The following is a 13,806-nucleotide window of genomic DNA, read 5'->3' on the forward strand; positions in this document are numbered from 1 at the left end:
ATCTGCCGCCGGATCGTGGGTCGAAGCTCGGGACGAACCGTCGGCTGCCGTCGGGCGCGGTCCGCCACGTCTCCGCGAGACCGTTCAGCGATCGAACGTCAGCGAGTTCCTCGGGGGTACTCATGCCGGCTGTGGCGGTGCCAGCAGGGTGCCACGGATGACGGATCCGTGAAAGGTGCGAAGGGCAACGGTGATCCATGCGGCGACGAGGCCGGCGTAGTAGATGACGGCGAGGACGGCAACGACGGTCAGGCCTGAGTGCAGGGCGAGCCCGTTCAGGCCGGTGACGCAGGTCCCGACGGGGAACGTGAAGGACCACCAAGTCAGGCTGAACGGCAAGTGTTCGCGGGCAGTGCGGATGGTGATCGCGAGGGCGATGACGGTCCACAGCAGCGCGAAGCCGAGCATCGCGAACCCGTACACCAGCGCCACGACCAGCAGGGCATGCGCGGTACTCGCATCGACAACGGTGGGGGCGTTCGATGCGAGGAGGTTAACCGCGGTGATCGACTGTCCGACCGGCCCGAGGACGATCCACAGAGTCGGGACCATGCCGGCGGCCCCGACCTTGTGCTGCGCGAGACGGTTCCAGATCAGCGTGATCACGACCAGCGACGTGATGAGGCTGAGGCCGAAGAAGCCGTAGCAGGACCACAGCAGCGTCTCCCGCGCCTGCCCGGCGGGGGCGTACGGCAGCAGGAGCGCACCGGTGGAGGCGGACACCATCGGCGGGACGATCGGCATCAGCCAGCCGCCGAACGCGGAGTCGGGCTTGTTCTCGTGGCGGGTGAACGCCAGGTACGGCACGAGCACTGCCGTGAGCAGTCCTCCGATGGTGCCGATGGTCCACAGGACCCAGTCGATGGTGACGGCGGCGGGCAGGCCGACCCAGTCCTTGCCGAGCAGGAGTGTCCCGGCGCCGACGGTGAGGAACGCCATCGGTGGTGCGCCGTAGAAGTGCGAGATCACCGGGTTGAGCTGGTGCCCGGCTGCAGTGCTCCGGTAGCGGATCCAGTGCAGCACCGTCGCGGTCGTGAGGGCGACGAGGAGCACCGCGGCGATCGCCCACACGACCGTCGCCGCGAGGCGCAGCCCGGGGAACTGCAGCGGCAGTGACGCAGCTGCGACAGCGACGATCCCCGTGCCCATGATCGACGCGAACCAGTTCGGTGTGAGATTCGACACGATCAGGCCTGGCCGCTCCAGGTCACGGAACAACGCCGTCTGCGGCCGTTGGGGCAGCTGGCTACCGTTCGCGGGTGCAGGGTCCGTGCGGAGCGTTGTCATGGGCCAAGCCTGCGCGAATCCTGCCTCTGGCGGTACCCGGAACCTCTTGGCAGGGCACAATCAATGATTGTGGCACTACGGCGACTCACGGACCGAACCCTCGACCTCGACACACTCGACGTGCTCGCACGCGTCGCCGAGACCGGCTCCCTCTCCGCTGCCGCTGGAGCGCTCGGCGTCACGCAACAGGCAGTGTCTGCTCGGATCCGGGTCGCCGAGCGCATGGTCGGTCACTTGTTGGTGCACCGCTCGACCACAGGGTCGGTGCTGACCGAGACCGGCAGGCTCGTCGTCGGGCTGGCCGGACCGGTCCTCGACGCGTCTCGCCACCTCGAAGCAGGAGTGGCTGCGCTGCGGACTCCCACGGGTTCGCTCGTCGTCGCAGCGTCACAGACGATCGCGGAGCTGCTGCTGCCGGGCTGGCTGCTCGAATTCCGCCGCCGCGAACCCGACGTGCGGGTGCGCCTGATCGCGGGCAACTCCGCCGCGGTGACGGACCTCGTGCAGTCGGGTGGCGCGAACCTCGGGTTCACGGAGACCCCGGTGACGGCGGCAGGTGTGTCCGCGCAGGTGATCGCGGACGATGAGCTCGCGGTCGTCGTTGCGCCGGAACATCCCTGGGCTCGGTCGACCGGGATCACTGCGGAGGTCCTGGCGGCGACGGCTCTGCTCCTGCGGGAAGAAGGTTCCGGAACTCGCGCGACCCTCGCCGCATGGCTCAGGGAGGCCGGTTTGAGCATGTCGGTTCCGGCCGCGGTGCTGGAGACCACGAGCATCATCCGGGCGAACGCGCAGGCTGGAATTGCACCGGCGGTGATGAGCCTTCGCACGGTCGCCGCCGACATCAACGACGGGTCGCTGGTGCGGGTCCCGCTCGCTGGGCCGCCACTTGCCCGGCCGTTGCGGGCGATCTGGTCGGGAGAGCCTCAGCCAGCTGGTTCTGCTTTCCTGCGCGTCGCCCACGAGGTGACCGGTCGGGGTCAGCGCAGCCCGTAGGGCAGCTCCGGATTGTTCTCCGCGATCTCGGTGAGCCGGTTGTACTTGGCGACGCGTTCTCCGCGGGCGGGTGCGCCGGACTTGATCTGTCCGGTTCCGGTGCCGACGACGAGGTCCGCGATGAACGTGTCGGTGGTCTCGCCGGACCGGTGCGACACCATGCTCCGCATCCCGAGCGAGCGTGCGACGCCGATCGCGTCGAGGGTCTGGGAGACGGTGCCGATCTGGTTCGGCTTGATGAGCGCCGCGTTCGAGAGCCCGTCCTTCCCACCGTCGCGGATGCGCTGCGGATCGGTGACGTAGAGATCATCGCCGACGATCTGGAGCATGTCGCCGAGCGCGAACGACATCGCCTTCCAGCCGCCGTGGTCATCTTCGGAGAAGCCGTCTTCGATGCTCCGGATCGGATACCGGCTGATGAGGTCGCGGTAGTAGTCGACCATGCCTGCGCGGTCGAGCCGGCGGTCCACGACCCGGTAGCTACCGTCACCGAGCGCGAACTCGTTCGCCGCCGGGTCGAGTGCGATCGCGACGGTGTCCACGCCGGGCTCGTAACCGGCGGCACTGATCGCGGCGACGAGGAGGTCGAGGGCCTCCTCGGGCGCGGCGATCGACGGGGCGAAGCCGCCTTCGTCCCCGAGACCGAGACTGCCGAACCGTTCCCGGACCAGTGCCGCCAGCGCGTGGTAGACGTCCGATCCGATCCGAACCGCGTCGGTCATGGTCTCGGCGTTCACCGGGGCGATCATGAACTCCTGGAAGTCGAGCGCGTTCGCTGCGTGCGCTCCGCCGTTGAGCACGTTGAAGTGCGGGACGGGCAGGCGGGGCGTGCTGCCGGTGACGTCTGCGATCCAACGCCAGAGCGGCAGCTCCGCTGCGGCGGCGAGAGCGCGTGCCATCGCGATCGAGGTCGCGACGACACTGTTCGCGCCGAGCCGGCGGTGGTTCGGGGTGCCGTCGAGGGCAGCGAGGGCGGCGTCGGCCTGCCCGATCGAGGTCCACGACTGGCCGGTGATCATCGGTGCGACGTCCGTCGTGATGAGGTGCAGTGCCTGGCTCACGTCGCGGCCGCCGTAGCTGCTGCCGCCGTCGCGACGCTCGACAGCCTCATGCGCGCCAGTGGATGCGCCTGCGGGGGCGTCACCGGTGACGACGGTGCCGTCCTCGAGCTCGAGACGCACCTGGATCGTCGGGTAGCCGCGGGAGTCGAGGATCCGGGAGCCGTGCAGGCTGCTGATGGTGACGGGGCGGCTGGTGTGGGTCACGTACTCGCCCTGATGGTGGGTGGTGTGGTGGACGTTGCTGATGTAGTCGTTCACGGCGGTTGTCGCCTTTCGGGTTGGTCGTGCGGGTGTGGGCCGCGGGGAGGCGGAGGGACGACCTCCTGGCGATCACTGGGCGCCAGTTGCCTCCCCACGGCGGTTCAGGGCGCGCACTGGATGGTGTCGGGTGCGCGGGTGCCGGTCAGGGGTGCGGGGTGAACCGTTCCTGTGCGGCGCGGATGATGGCTTCGGCGTCGACACGGTTCGCCCACCCGTTGGTGGTGACGTGCTTGCCGTGCTCGATCTCCTTGTAGTGGGCGAAGAAGTGCTCGATCTCCGCCAGGACCGGCTCGGCGACGTCGGAGATGTCCTGGACGTGGTCGAAGCGGACGTCTCCGGCGGGGACGGTGAGGATCTTGTCATCGCCGCCGTTCTCGTCGACCATGCGGAGCATCCCGACCGGGCGGACGTCGATGACGACGCCGGGGAACGTGGGCCGGGGCAGCAGCACGAGCGCGTCGAGGGGGTCGCCGTCATCGCCGAGAGTGTCGTCGATCGAGCCGTAGTCCTGCGGGAACACCATGCTGGTGAACACCGCCCGGTCCAGGCGGATCCGTCCGGTGGCGTGGTCGACCTCGTACTTGTTGCCGCTGCCGCGGGGGATCTCGATCGTGATGTCGAAGTGCATGAGCTGTTCGTCTCCCAGTCGGATGGTCAAGTGAGGGTGCCGAGGGTGACGCCCCCGGCGGCTGCGGCGACGGAGACGACGAGCATCCCGAGCCCGTTCACGGCAGCCGCGGTGGTGCGGCCAGTGCGTGCGAGGCGGACGGTCTCGAAGCTGGCGGTGCTGAACGTGGTGTAGCCACCCATGAGCCCTGTTCCGAGCACCGCGACGGGGGTGGCGCCGAGGTGACCGGCGGCGCCGGTGATCAAGCCCAGCAGGAACGAGCCGGTGATGTTGATCGTCAGCGTCCCGACCGGGAGCCGGAACTGCCGACCCCGGTTGATCGCACCATCCACGAAGAACCGTGCGGCCGCGCCGACACCGCCAGCGACCGCGACGCTGAGGAAGGCCAGGGCGCTCATGATGTGGCCCCGTTCGGTCGGACCAAACCCGCGATCGCGAGGCCGCTACCGGTGGCGATCGCGCCGGCGAGGACCGTCAGGAGCGCGTACCCGGTGCCGGCCAACCCGCGGCCAGCGAGGAACAACACCGCGGTGCTGGTCGCGAGGGTGCTGTAGGTGGTGAACCCGCCGAGGACACCGGTTCCCAGAAGCAGGCGCAGTGTCCGGCGGCGACCCTCGTCAGGTCCGCGATGCGCGAGGTGTTCCAGCAGCACACCCAGTAGGAGCGCGCCGGCGATGTTGATCCAGAAGATCGCCCAGGACACCTCCTGCTGAGCGGGGAACGCGGTGCTGAGTCCGTCGCGTGCGGCGGTACCGATGGCGCCGCCGAGTGCGACGACACCGAGGTACCGCCACCGCAGATGCACTGGCCGGTCGATACGTTCCGGGTCGTTGGCGTCGATGTCTGGGTCGGGCGGGAGCTGCCCATCGGGCAGGTGCGTGTCCGTTCGGGAGGTCATGTTCCACCTTCCGCAGCGACCGCTGCCGCTGCTGCTCGTGCTGCCGGATGCAGGTACTCCCCACCCCGCGGACAGAACCCACCGTCGCCGTCGAACCGGTAGATCAGGGGTTCGCCCGTGGGGAGGTTCAGGTCCGCGAGCTCACCGTCAGTTAGGCCGTCCATGCAGGCACACAGTGCCCGCAGTGAGTTGCCGTGCGCGACGACGAGCACTGTCTGCCCGTCGCGGAGTGCCGGGGTGATGCTGTGCGACAGGACGGGTTGGACCCGGCGGATGACGTCGGAGAGTGTTTCGGTTCGACGAAGTGCCGCCCACGGCAGTCCACGAAGCGCCGGCGTCCGCCGGAGCGCCAGCCACGCGCGGATCGACATGCGTGGTGGCCGTCCCGTGCGGGTCCGACGAACAGCGAAGAACTGCTCCGCCCCCAACGCCGCTTGCGCATTCTGCTTGGACATGCCGGTGAGGGCGCCGTAGTTCCGCTCGTTCAACCGCCACGTCGACTCGATCGGCGCATCACGTCCGAGGACGTCGGTGACGAGCTCCGCCGTGTGGAGCGCCCGCTCGAGCGTCGACGTGAGCACGAGGTCCGGTCGGATGCCGGCATGCAGAAGTAGCAACCCAGCCCGATTCGCTTCGGCGCTGCCCTGTTCGGTCAGCGCGACGTCTCGCAAGCCGGTGAAGGTACCGGCAGCGTTCGCAGTGCTCTGTCCGTGGCGGAGCAGAACAAGCTGGCCGGTCACGGGGTGTCCCACGGCAGTGGGGCATCGAACCCGACCGGATCAACGGGCACTACGAGCACTGAACGGTGCTGCTGATGGGTCAGCCGTACCGCGACCGACCCCGTGAAGAACTCCGCGATTCGACCCGCTCCCGTCCTGGCCCCGACGACCAGCATCGCCGCGTCGCGGTCTTCGGCCACCTGCGACAGTGCCCGGCTCGGATCCCCGACACCCGGGACGAACGTGACGTCGACGCCGTAGGTCGTTGCGGCAGCACGTACTGCCGCCTTGTCACTGTCCGACAAGCCCTGCGGTGTCGTGTCAGCGGTGTCAGGGTCGATCGGTTCCACCATCACCGACCCGTCCGAGCGCGTACCGGCATCGAAGAGCGATGCATCCACGCTGACGCACACCAGCGTCGTACCGAAGCGCCGCGCGATAGACGACGCAACCTCGATGACCCCCGGAGCGAGGCCGGGCAGGACGCCGACGACGACCGGTCCGGAACCGATTGGTGCTGTCATGACACTCCCTACCTCAGGCGCGCAGAAGCGCGACCAGCTGAGATAGGGACTGTTGTCGACAACTGTCGAGGTTGGGTCCGGCAAGCCCCACTACCGGGTCCGAAGACACCACCATTATGCACCCGAACCCCAAGTCACGCGGGCCGTCTCGCGCACCCGCGACGTCCCGACACCGAAGGAAGCGATTCCGACGACACGGAGCGAAGCTGCCCACACGTGCTCTCGCGAACGGCGGACGTTCCTGCCGCGGTGAGCCTCGTGTGAGCAGCTTCGCTCTGTGTCGCGCTTTTGGCTTCGCTTCGTGTCAGGCGGGCCGGTCGCTACGGCTGCAGGAGCTCTCGCTCGATGCGTTCCGCGACGGCGTCCCGCATGGGTCGCACGTCTTCTGGTGACCAGGAGGTGGGGTCGGGGAAGGCCCACTCGAGGACCGTGCCGCGCGGTTCGGCGGGGAGTTCGAGGGTGGGCTTCATGAGGACGACGATGTCCGCCTGTTTGAGCAGGTCGGCCGTCGCGCGCCGAGGGACGCGTCCGGTGATGTCGAGGCCGAGCTCACCGACGGTCGCGGCGATCGATGGGTTCACCTCGTCGGCCGGGGTGATGCCGGCGGAGGTGGCCGTGTACCGGTCGGGGGCCGCGATTTCGAGGAGGGCGGCGCCGAGTTGGGAGCGGCCAGCGTTGTGCTTGCAGATGAACAGGACGGTCGGCTTCGTGGTCACGGGCGCGAGTCCGATCAGTTGGTGCAGCACGAGGTGCTGTCGGCGGCCGGCTCGGGCGTAGCGCAGCAGGCCGCATCCTCAGCGGCAGGAGTGGCGATAGCGGCTGGGGTGGTGCAGCAGGAGGTCCCGCCGATGTCGGTGGAGCAGACGCCGGTCTCGGGGAGCACGAGTTCGAGCTGTCGGGCGGCCTGGTGGTCACCGGCGAGCTCCGCAGCGATGGAGCGGACTTGCTCGTACCCGGTGAGGAGCAGGAACGTGGGGGCACGGCCGTAGGACTTCATCCCGGCGATGAAGAAGTTCGGCTCCGGGTGCGCGAGCTCAGCGACGCCGTGCGGGGGCACGGAGCCGCAGGAGTGCAGGTTGGGGTCAATGAGCGGTGCGAGGGCTCGGGGGGCTTCGACAATGTCGTCGAGGCCGAGGCGGATCTCGCGGAGCATGTCGAGGTCGGGCCGGAACCCAGTCGCGTTCACGATGACATCGACGGTCACCCTGAACGGCTCTCCGGCGCGACGACCGGTGACGGTGACCTGGTCGCCGTCGGGTCGGACGTCGTCGATCTCGAACAACGCGATCTGCTGCACCTGACCGGACTCGACGAGCCCGTGGACGGTGGAACCGAGCTGCCCGCGGGCGGCGAGCCCGTCGGCGGCGTCGGCGCCGAGCCGGGCGGTGCCGGCGTTCCGGACAGCCCACAGCACGTCGGTACCCGGCGCGGTCTTTGCGAGGCTGGCGAGCTTGATGAGCGTGTTCACGGCGGAGTGGCCGGCACCGACGACGAGGACCCGACGACCGGCGAACCGGGCCCGGTCGGCACCGAGGACGTCAGGCAGCGCGTGGGCGACCCGGTCGCCAAGATCCGCGGCGGGTGCGAGCCCGGCGGCAGTGAGGGGGTTCGGGGACGTGTAGGTGCCCGAAGTGTCGACGACTGCACGCGCGGTGACGTCGCGTGCACCGTCGACGGTGTGGAGGCGGAGCAGGAACGGGGTGTCGGCGCGGCCGGTAGAGCGGGTGCGGTCCATTCCCTGCCGTGACACCGCCTCCACGCGGGTGCCGTACTGGATCACCGGTGCGAGCTGCGGGGTCGCTGCCAGGGGTGCCAGGTACGTGTCGACGAGGTCGTGGCCGGTGGGCAGGGATGATGCCCGGGGTGCTTCCCAGCCGGTGCCTTCCAAGAGGCGCTGGGCGGCGGGGTCGATGACGTACTGCCACGGGGAGAACAGGCGCGTGTGTCCCCACGCGCGGACGCTCGTCCCCACCGTCGGGCCCGCTTCGTAGACGATGACGTCGAGGCCCTGCTCGAGGAGGTGTGCGGCGGCGGCGAGGCCGACGGGGCCGGCGCCGATGATCGCGACGGGGAGTCCGGTGAGGCGGTCCGCGTCGGCGCGGGGTGGGACGGTGAGGGTGAGCGTCATGGTCTGCGGCTTCCTGGTCGCTACGCGGTTGCTTCGGTGGGCAGCAGCTCGGCGAGGAGCGTCTGGACGCGGTGCCTGATGTCGTCGCGGATGGGGCGGACATCCTCGATGCCGCGGCCGGCGGGGTCGGTGAGGTCCCAGTCCTCGTAGCGCTTGCCGGGGAAGATCGGGCATGCGTCGCCGCAGCCCATGGTGATGACGGCGTCGGAGTCGCGGACGGCGTCGGTGGTGAGGATCTTCGGTTGGTTGCCGGTGATGTCGATGCCGTCTTCGGCCATCGCCTGGATCGCGATCGGGTTGACCTGGTCCTTCGGCTCACTGCCGGCGGAGAAGACCTCGACGCGGTCGCCGCCGAGTGTCTGGGCGTAGCCGGCGGCCATCTGGGAGCGTCCGGCGTTGTGGACGCAGACGAACAGGATCGTGGGCTTGTCGCTCATGGGTGTGTGTCTTTTCGGGTTCAGTGGATGAGGGTGAGCCAGCCGGCGAGGGCGGCGAGGGTGATGGCGAGGACGGGGATGGTGAGGACGATGCCGGTGCGGAAGTACTGCCCCCACCCGATGTGGATGCCCTTCTTCTCCAGCACGTGCAACCAGAGCAGCGTCGCGAGGGAGCCGATGGGGGTGATTTTCGGGCCGAGGTCGGAGCCGATGACGTTGGCGTAGACCATGACCTCGTGCGTGAGCCCGGTCGCGCCGGCGCCGCCGATGGCGAGGGCGGCGATGAGGACGGTGGGCATGTTATTCATCAAGGACGCGAGGATCGCGATGGTGAACCCGACGCCGATCGCGGTGACGAGGACCCCGTGGTCACCGAACACGTCGAACAGGCTGGCGAGGTGGTCGGTGAGGCCCTGGTTCTGGAGGCCGTAGACGACGAGGTACATGCCGATGGAGAACAGCACGATCTGCCACGGCGCCTCCCGGATCGTCTTCCACACAGGAATCACCCGCCCCGACGGCGCACCCGGCCCGGTGCTGCCAGCATTGACGGTGGCGGTGCCACCCGTGCTGACGAGGACCGGTGTGACCTCGGCGCGGGCGAAGAGGAACGCGGGCTGCCGGGCGGCGACGAGGACGATGATGACGGCTCCGACGCCGGCGACGGCGGCGAGCGGGACGCCGAGCGGGTCGGCGGCGAAGTAGCCGACGAGCAGCAGCGCGAGGACGACCCAGCCGGCGCGGAACGTCGCCCGGTCCGTGATCGCCGCGGCGGGGCTGGTGAGGGCGAGAACGTCGTACCGCTTCGGGATGCTCTTGCCGAAGTAGGCCAGCAGTATGCCGAGGGAAGCGATGACCGAGACGATGCCGACGGGGATCATGACGGCGGCGTACTCGGCGAAACCGAGGTGGAAGTAGTCGGCGGAGACGATGTTGACCAGGTTCGACACCACCAGCGGCAGACTGCCGGTGTCGGCGATGAACCCGGTGGCGAGGATGAACCCGAGCGCCGCCTTCTGCGGCATGTTCAGTGCTCGGAGCATCCCGACGACGATCGGGGTGAGGATCAGCGCGGCCCCGTCGTTGGCGAACACCGCCGCGATGACGGCGCCGAGGCCGACGATGAGGACGAACAGCAGCCGTCCGTTGCCGCGGCCCCAGCGGGCGACGTGCAGCGCTGCCCACTCGAAGAACCCGGCCTCGTCGAGGATCAATGAGATCAGCACCACCGCGACGAACGTCAGCGTCGCGTTCCACACGATCCCGACAACGGTCGGGATGTCGGAGAGGCCGACGACGGTGGTGGCGAGGGCGATGACGGCGCCGATGAGCGCGGTGTACCCGATTGGGAAGCCCTTGGGCTGCCAGATCACCACCACGAGCGTCGCGACGAAGATCGCCGCCGCGACCACAGCCATCACCATCAGGCGCTCACCCCGGCCTGGTTCGACGCGGCGGCGGTGCGCTCCCAGCCCTGTGCAGCGACCTGTACGGCGTCCCACGGGGACCCGAGCGGCGGCGTGTAGGAGAGGTCGAGATCGATCACGTCATCCACGGTAAGTTCCGCGTGGAGGGCGGTGGCGAACGTGTCGATGCGCTTGCTGATCTCCGCGGCGCGCGCTCCGACGATCTGCGCGCCGAGGAGGCGACCGGTGCTCTGGTCGCCGGTGACGCTGATCGTCAGCGGGACGGCGCCCGGGTAGTACCGCTTGTGGTCATCTGCCACCGTCACCCGGGTCAGCGGCGACACGTTGAGTGGGTCGGTTTCGTGCTGGCGGAGGCCGGTGCGGGCGGCGACGAGGTCGAACACCTTCACCACCTGCGTCCCCACCGAACCTGCGAAGACCTTGCTGCCGCCGAGCATGTTCTCCCCGGCGACGCGACCCTGCTTGTGCGCTGTCGTCCCGAGCGGCAACCACGTGGTGCCGAGGAGGCGGTGGTGTGTAACGACGCAGTCGCCGGCAGCCCACACGTGCGGCACCCCGGTCCGCATAGAGGTGTCGACGACGATCGCGCCCGCCTGGCCCAGCTGCACGCCGGCGGCAATGGCGAGGTCCGTGACCGGGCGGACGCCGACGCAGACGACGACGAGCGCGAACGTGCCCTCCGCGTCACCGGAGGTGGAGCTGGTGGCGACGCGCCACTGCCCACCGCCTGCCGGGGTGATCGCAGTGACGGTGGAACCGGTCAGGACGGTTGCGCCGTGGCGTCGGACCTCGGCGGTGACGAGAGATCCGAGCTCCGGGTCGAGGGTGGAGAGCACTTCCGGGCCGCGCTGGATGAGCGTCGTGTCGAATCCACGGGCGACGAGCCCTTCGGTCATCTCCAGGCCGATGTAGCCGGCACCGACCACCGCGACCCGGCTCCCCGCCGGCAGCAGCTCGAGCGCGGCGACGACCTGCTCGGCATCAGTCATCGAGTGCAGCAGGTGGATGCCCGGTTCCCCGAACGGCACCCCGGCCGGGCGGACCGGCTCGGCGCCGGTGCCGATCAGCAGCTCGTCGTAGGCAATCTCCTCATCGCCGGCAGCACCGGTGACGGAGAGCCGGCGGCGGTCGACGTCGACGGCGGAAGCCCAGGTTGAAGAGCGGACGGTCATGCCGGCGGCTTCGAGATCGGCACGGGTGCGGTGCGCGAGGGACGCTTCCGTGGCGACGTCGCCGGACACCCAGTACGGGATGCCGCAGATGGAGAAGTTCGGGAACTCGTCCGCGAGGACCACCGTCACATCCGTCGACGGGTCGAGTTCGCGGGCGCGGAGTGCTGCGGCGATGCCGGCGTCGCTGCCGCCGACGGCGAGGAGGTGAGTCATCAGGCTGGTCCTTCACGGATCGAGCGGGAGCCGGAACCCGGCGTGTACATCGAAGCACGTCGATATCGATGAGCGCAAATATAGACGCGTGTCGAAGTCCGTGGGAGGATGAGCCCATGACGATCGAGCTGCTTCCCATTCAGGACGTCACCGCGTGCTGCTCGCCCGTCACCACCGAGGCGATGGACCAGGCGTCCGCGGAGGTCCTCGCGAAATCGCTGAAAGCGATCGCCGACCCGGCACGGCTCCGGCTAATCTCGATGGTCGCCGCGCACGCCGGCGCCGAGGCATGCGTGTGCGACCTGCAGGAACCGCTCGGCCTGTCCCAGCCGACCGTGTCGCACCACCTCAAGGTGCTCGTCGACGCGGGGATCCTGCACCGTGAGAAGCGTGGCACCTGGGCGTACTTCTCCCTCGTCCCTGGCGCCCTCGACACGCTCGCTGGCTTGATCACAGCACCCACGAAGTAGGCAGTGGAGGCGTTCCGGTCAATCATCGGAGCGGACGTAAGGCGTCGTGGCCACGTCGAGCCACCGAATACTAGGGATGCCGTCGGGCCATACCAAAGCGTCACCGACGGCTGTATAGTCACCGAATGCAGACCGTTGCGCCACGGCTCGACGTCATGAACCGGCTCGGCCGAGCCCTCGCCGATCCGACCCGGTCACGCATACTGCTCCGCTTGCTCACTGGACCGGCCTATCCGGCTCGCCTTGCGGAGGAGCTCGAGCTGACCCGGACGAACGTGTCGAACCACCTCGCCTGCCTGCGAGGCTGCGGCATCGTCGTCGCGACACCCGAGGGCCGCCGCACCCGGTACGAGATCGCGGATCCGCACCTTACGCGTGCGCTCGAAGCGCTCGTCGATGTCGTCCTCGCTGTCGACGACGGCGCTGTGTGCACCGATCATGATTGTGACGTCCCCCTTTGCTGCGGAGCGGGCGCATGAGCACGACCGTTCAGATGGGAACGCCCGCGACTGATGCGAGGCGTCAGCTGCTGCAGCGCCGCGTTCGTTGGATCGTCGCTGCGACCATTACCTACAACGTCATCGAGGCCATCGTCGCGATCGCCGCCGGGACAGTGGCTTCCTCGACCGCGCTCGTCGGGTTCGGCCTGGACTCGATTGTGGAGATCCTCTCCGCCGCGGCCGTCGCGTGGCAGTTCGCTGGCCGGGACCCGGAGGCACGAGAGCGCACCGCGCTGAAGGTCATCGCGGTCTCGTTCTTCGCTCTCGCGCTCTACGTCACCGTCGATGCCGTCCTCACACTGACAGGGGTCCGCGAGCCCGAGCACAGTGCGGTCGGCATCGTTCTCACGGCCGTCAGCCTGGCGATCATGCCGTTCCTCAGCCTGCTGGAACGGCGCACCGGCCAAGAACTCGGTTCCGCGTCCGCGATCGCCGACTCCAAGCAGACCCTGATCTGCAGCTACCTCTCCGCCGCGGTCCTCATCGGCCTCCTGCTCAACACTCTCTTCGGCTGGACCTGGGCCGACCCCGTCGCCGGCCTCGTGGTCGTCGTCTTCGCCGTCCGAGAAGGACTCGAAGAGTGGCGAGGCGACGCATGCAAGCAACCCGTGTCCGCGCTCACCGGTGAGCGCCAGGTCGACGCTTGCAACTGCTGCTAAGCCAGCACCGCTACTGATGGAACGCAGAGAGCGGTTCCTACTCGACTGGTTCGAGCTCGAGGCTGTCGAGCAGGGCTATCGCCTGTGGTCCGCCGATGATCCGGAAACCTGTCGCCGACATCGCGACGCTCCCGGAGGCGTGCCATGTGTGCATGCTCCGATCCGGGTTGAGGTTCGCGTGCGAGAGCCTCACCGACGCTGAGGAACGAGTCGCCGGATGCCGCTGCCTCGGTCTCTGACCGTGGCGGCCGCGGGGGGGGGGGGGGGGGGGGGGGGGCGGGGGGGCGGGGGGGGGGGGGGGGGGGGGGGGGGGGGGGGGGGGGGGGGGGGGGGGGGGGGGGGGGGGGGGGGGGGGGGGGGGGGGGGGGGGGGAGGGGGGGGGGGGGGGGGGGGGGGGGGGGGGGGGGGGGGGGGGGGGGGGGGGGG

At 69.3% G+C, this 13,806-nt stretch carries 16 protein-coding genes; 4 read left to right on the top strand and 12 right to left on the bottom strand.

Going from position 1 to position 13,806, the window contains the following annotated elements; all coding sequences use genetic code 11:
• Positions 1–120: 120 nt before the first annotated feature.
• Entirely contained in the window at positions 121–1,185 is a 1,065-nt protein-coding gene (locus M4960_RS16810; RefSeq protein ID WP_240614499.1) for a TDT family transporter, read from the bottom strand.
• A gap of 165 nt (positions 1,186–1,350) precedes the next feature.
• On the opposite strand from M4960_RS16810, the gene M4960_RS16815 reads away from it, so the two are divergent.
• Positions 1,351–2,283: a LysR family transcriptional regulator gene (locus tag M4960_RS16815; protein WP_208385475.1), complete on the top strand. Its 933-nt coding sequence runs from the start codon at positions 1,351–1,353 to the stop codon at positions 2,281–2,283.
• On the opposite strand, the gene eno is transcribed toward M4960_RS16815, so the two are convergent.
• The 11 genes from eno to M4960_RS16870 form a co-directional block, all read right to left on the bottom strand.
• On the bottom strand, positions 2,268–3,602 hold the full coding sequence (eno, locus tag M4960_RS16820; protein ID WP_248704879.1) for a phosphopyruvate hydratase: 1,335 nt from the start codon (positions 3,600–3,602) through the stop codon (positions 2,268–2,270). The genes M4960_RS16815 and eno overlap by 16 nt on opposite strands.
• Before the next feature lie 145 nt (positions 3,603–3,747).
• The gene (locus M4960_RS16825; protein ID WP_055960822.1) at positions 3,748–4,233 is read right to left on the bottom strand and encodes an inorganic diphosphatase; all 486 of its coding nucleotides are present in this window, start codon (positions 4,231–4,233) and stop codon (positions 3,748–3,750) included.
• Positions 4,234–4,259: 26 nt separating this feature from the next.
• Positions 4,260–4,631: a CrcB family protein gene (locus tag M4960_RS16830; protein ID WP_055960823.1), complete on the bottom strand. Its 372-nt coding sequence runs from the start codon at positions 4,629–4,631 to the stop codon at positions 4,260–4,262.
• Positions 4,628–5,131 carry a CrcB family protein gene (locus tag M4960_RS16835; RefSeq protein ID WP_228506157.1) on the bottom strand — a complete coding sequence of 168 codons (504 nt, stop codon included), beginning with the start codon at positions 5,129–5,131 and terminating at the stop codon, positions 4,628–4,630. Before M4960_RS16835 ends, M4960_RS16830 begins: the two co-directional genes overlap by 4 nt.
• A complete protein-coding gene (locus M4960_RS16840; RefSeq protein ID WP_171907745.1) occupies positions 5,128–5,883 on the bottom strand; it encodes a 2,3-diphosphoglycerate-dependent phosphoglycerate mutase in 756 nt (251 codons plus the stop codon). Before M4960_RS16840 ends, M4960_RS16835 begins: the two co-directional genes overlap by 4 nt.
• Entirely contained in the window at positions 5,868–6,458 is a 591-nt protein-coding gene (locus tag M4960_RS16845) for a universal stress protein (RefSeq protein ID WP_228506158.1), read from the bottom strand. Before M4960_RS16845 ends, M4960_RS16840 begins: the two co-directional genes overlap by 16 nt.
• A 236-nt stretch (positions 6,459–6,694) precedes the next feature.
• A complete protein-coding gene (locus M4960_RS16850) occupies positions 6,695–7,090 on the bottom strand; it encodes a low molecular weight phosphatase family protein (protein WP_248704880.1) in 396 nt (131 codons plus the stop codon).
• A gap of 14 nt (positions 7,091–7,104) precedes the next feature.
• Positions 7,105–8,502, bottom strand: a complete 1,398-nt coding sequence (locus M4960_RS16855) for an FAD-dependent oxidoreductase (RefSeq protein ID WP_248704881.1) — start codon at positions 8,500–8,502, stop codon at positions 7,105–7,107.
• A 20-nt stretch (positions 8,503–8,522) separates the two neighbouring features.
• A complete protein-coding gene (locus tag M4960_RS16860; RefSeq protein WP_248704882.1) occupies positions 8,523–8,939 on the bottom strand; it encodes an arsenate reductase ArsC in 417 nt (138 codons plus the stop codon).
• Positions 8,940–8,959: 20 nt separating this feature from the next.
• Complete coding sequence (locus M4960_RS16865; RefSeq protein ID WP_248704883.1) at positions 8,960–10,357, bottom strand: arsenic transporter; 1,398 nt, start codon at positions 10,355–10,357, stop codon at positions 8,960–8,962.
• Between the two features lie 5 nt (positions 10,358–10,362).
• On the bottom strand, positions 10,363–11,751 hold the full coding sequence (locus M4960_RS16870) for an FAD-dependent oxidoreductase (RefSeq protein WP_248704884.1): 1,389 nt from the start codon (positions 11,749–11,751) through the stop codon (positions 10,363–10,365).
• A gap of 116 nt (positions 11,752–11,867) precedes the next feature.
• On the opposite strand from M4960_RS16870, the gene M4960_RS16875 reads away from it, so the two are divergent.
• The 3 genes from M4960_RS16875 to M4960_RS16885 all read left to right on the top strand — a co-directional run bounded on the left by M4960_RS16875 (position 11,868) and on the right by M4960_RS16885 (position 13,380).
• The gene (locus M4960_RS16875) at positions 11,868–12,221 is read left to right on the top strand and encodes a metalloregulator ArsR/SmtB family transcription factor (RefSeq protein ID WP_248704885.1); all 354 of its coding nucleotides are present in this window, start codon (positions 11,868–11,870) and stop codon (positions 12,219–12,221) included.
• 125 nt (positions 12,222–12,346) lie between these two features.
• The gene (locus M4960_RS16880) at positions 12,347–12,700 is read left to right on the top strand and encodes a helix-turn-helix transcriptional regulator (RefSeq protein WP_248704886.1); all 354 of its coding nucleotides are present in this window, start codon (positions 12,347–12,349) and stop codon (positions 12,698–12,700) included.
• Positions 12,697–13,380: a cation diffusion facilitator family transporter gene (locus tag M4960_RS16885; RefSeq protein ID WP_248704887.1), complete on the top strand. Its 684-nt coding sequence runs from the start codon at positions 12,697–12,699 to the stop codon at positions 13,378–13,380. Before M4960_RS16880 ends, M4960_RS16885 begins: the two co-directional genes overlap by 4 nt.
• The last annotated feature ends 426 nt before the right edge of the window (positions 13,381–13,806 follow it).

Origin of the sequence: Curtobacterium sp. MWU13-2055 (genome assembly GCF_023242305.1) — a bacterium.
Taxonomy (GTDB): domain Bacteria; phylum Actinomycetota; class Actinomycetes; order Actinomycetales; family Microbacteriaceae; genus Curtobacterium.

Coding starts and splice junctions, on each gene's coding strand:
- M4960_RS16875 (WP_248704885.1), top strand. CDS start 11,868: ATGACGATCGAGCTGCTTCCCATTCAGGACGTCACCGCGTGCTGCTCG.
- M4960_RS16815 (WP_208385475.1), top strand. CDS start 1,351: ATGATTGTGGCACTACGGCGACTCACGGACCGAACCCTCGACCTCGAC.
- M4960_RS16855 (WP_248704881.1), bottom strand. CDS start 8,502: ATGACGCTCACCCTCACCGTCCCACCCCGCGCCGACGCGGACCGCCTC.
- M4960_RS16885 (WP_248704887.1), top strand. CDS start 12,697: ATGAGCACGACCGTTCAGATGGGAACGCCCGCGACTGATGCGAGGCGT.
- M4960_RS16830 (WP_055960823.1), bottom strand. CDS start 4,631: ATGAGCGCCCTGGCCTTCCTCAGCGTCGCGGTCGCTGGCGGTGTCGGC.
- M4960_RS16870 (WP_248704884.1), bottom strand. CDS start 11,751: ATGACTCACCTCCTCGCCGTCGGCGGCAGCGACGCCGGCATCGCCGCA.
- M4960_RS16835 (WP_228506157.1), bottom strand. CDS start 5,131: ATGACCTCCCGAACGGACACGCACCTGCCCGATGGGCAGCTCCCGCCC.
- M4960_RS16860 (WP_248704882.1), bottom strand. CDS start 8,939: ATGAGCGACAAGCCCACGATCCTGTTCGTCTGCGTCCACAACGCCGGA.
- M4960_RS16880 (WP_248704886.1), top strand. CDS start 12,347: ATGCAGACCGTTGCGCCACGGCTCGACGTCATGAACCGGCTCGGCCGA.
- M4960_RS16825 (WP_055960822.1), bottom strand. CDS start 4,233: ATGCACTTCGACATCACGATCGAGATCCCCCGCGGCAGCGGCAACAAG.
- M4960_RS16865 (WP_248704883.1), bottom strand. CDS start 10,357: ATGGCTGTGGTCGCGGCGGCGATCTTCGTCGCGACGCTCGTGGTGGTG.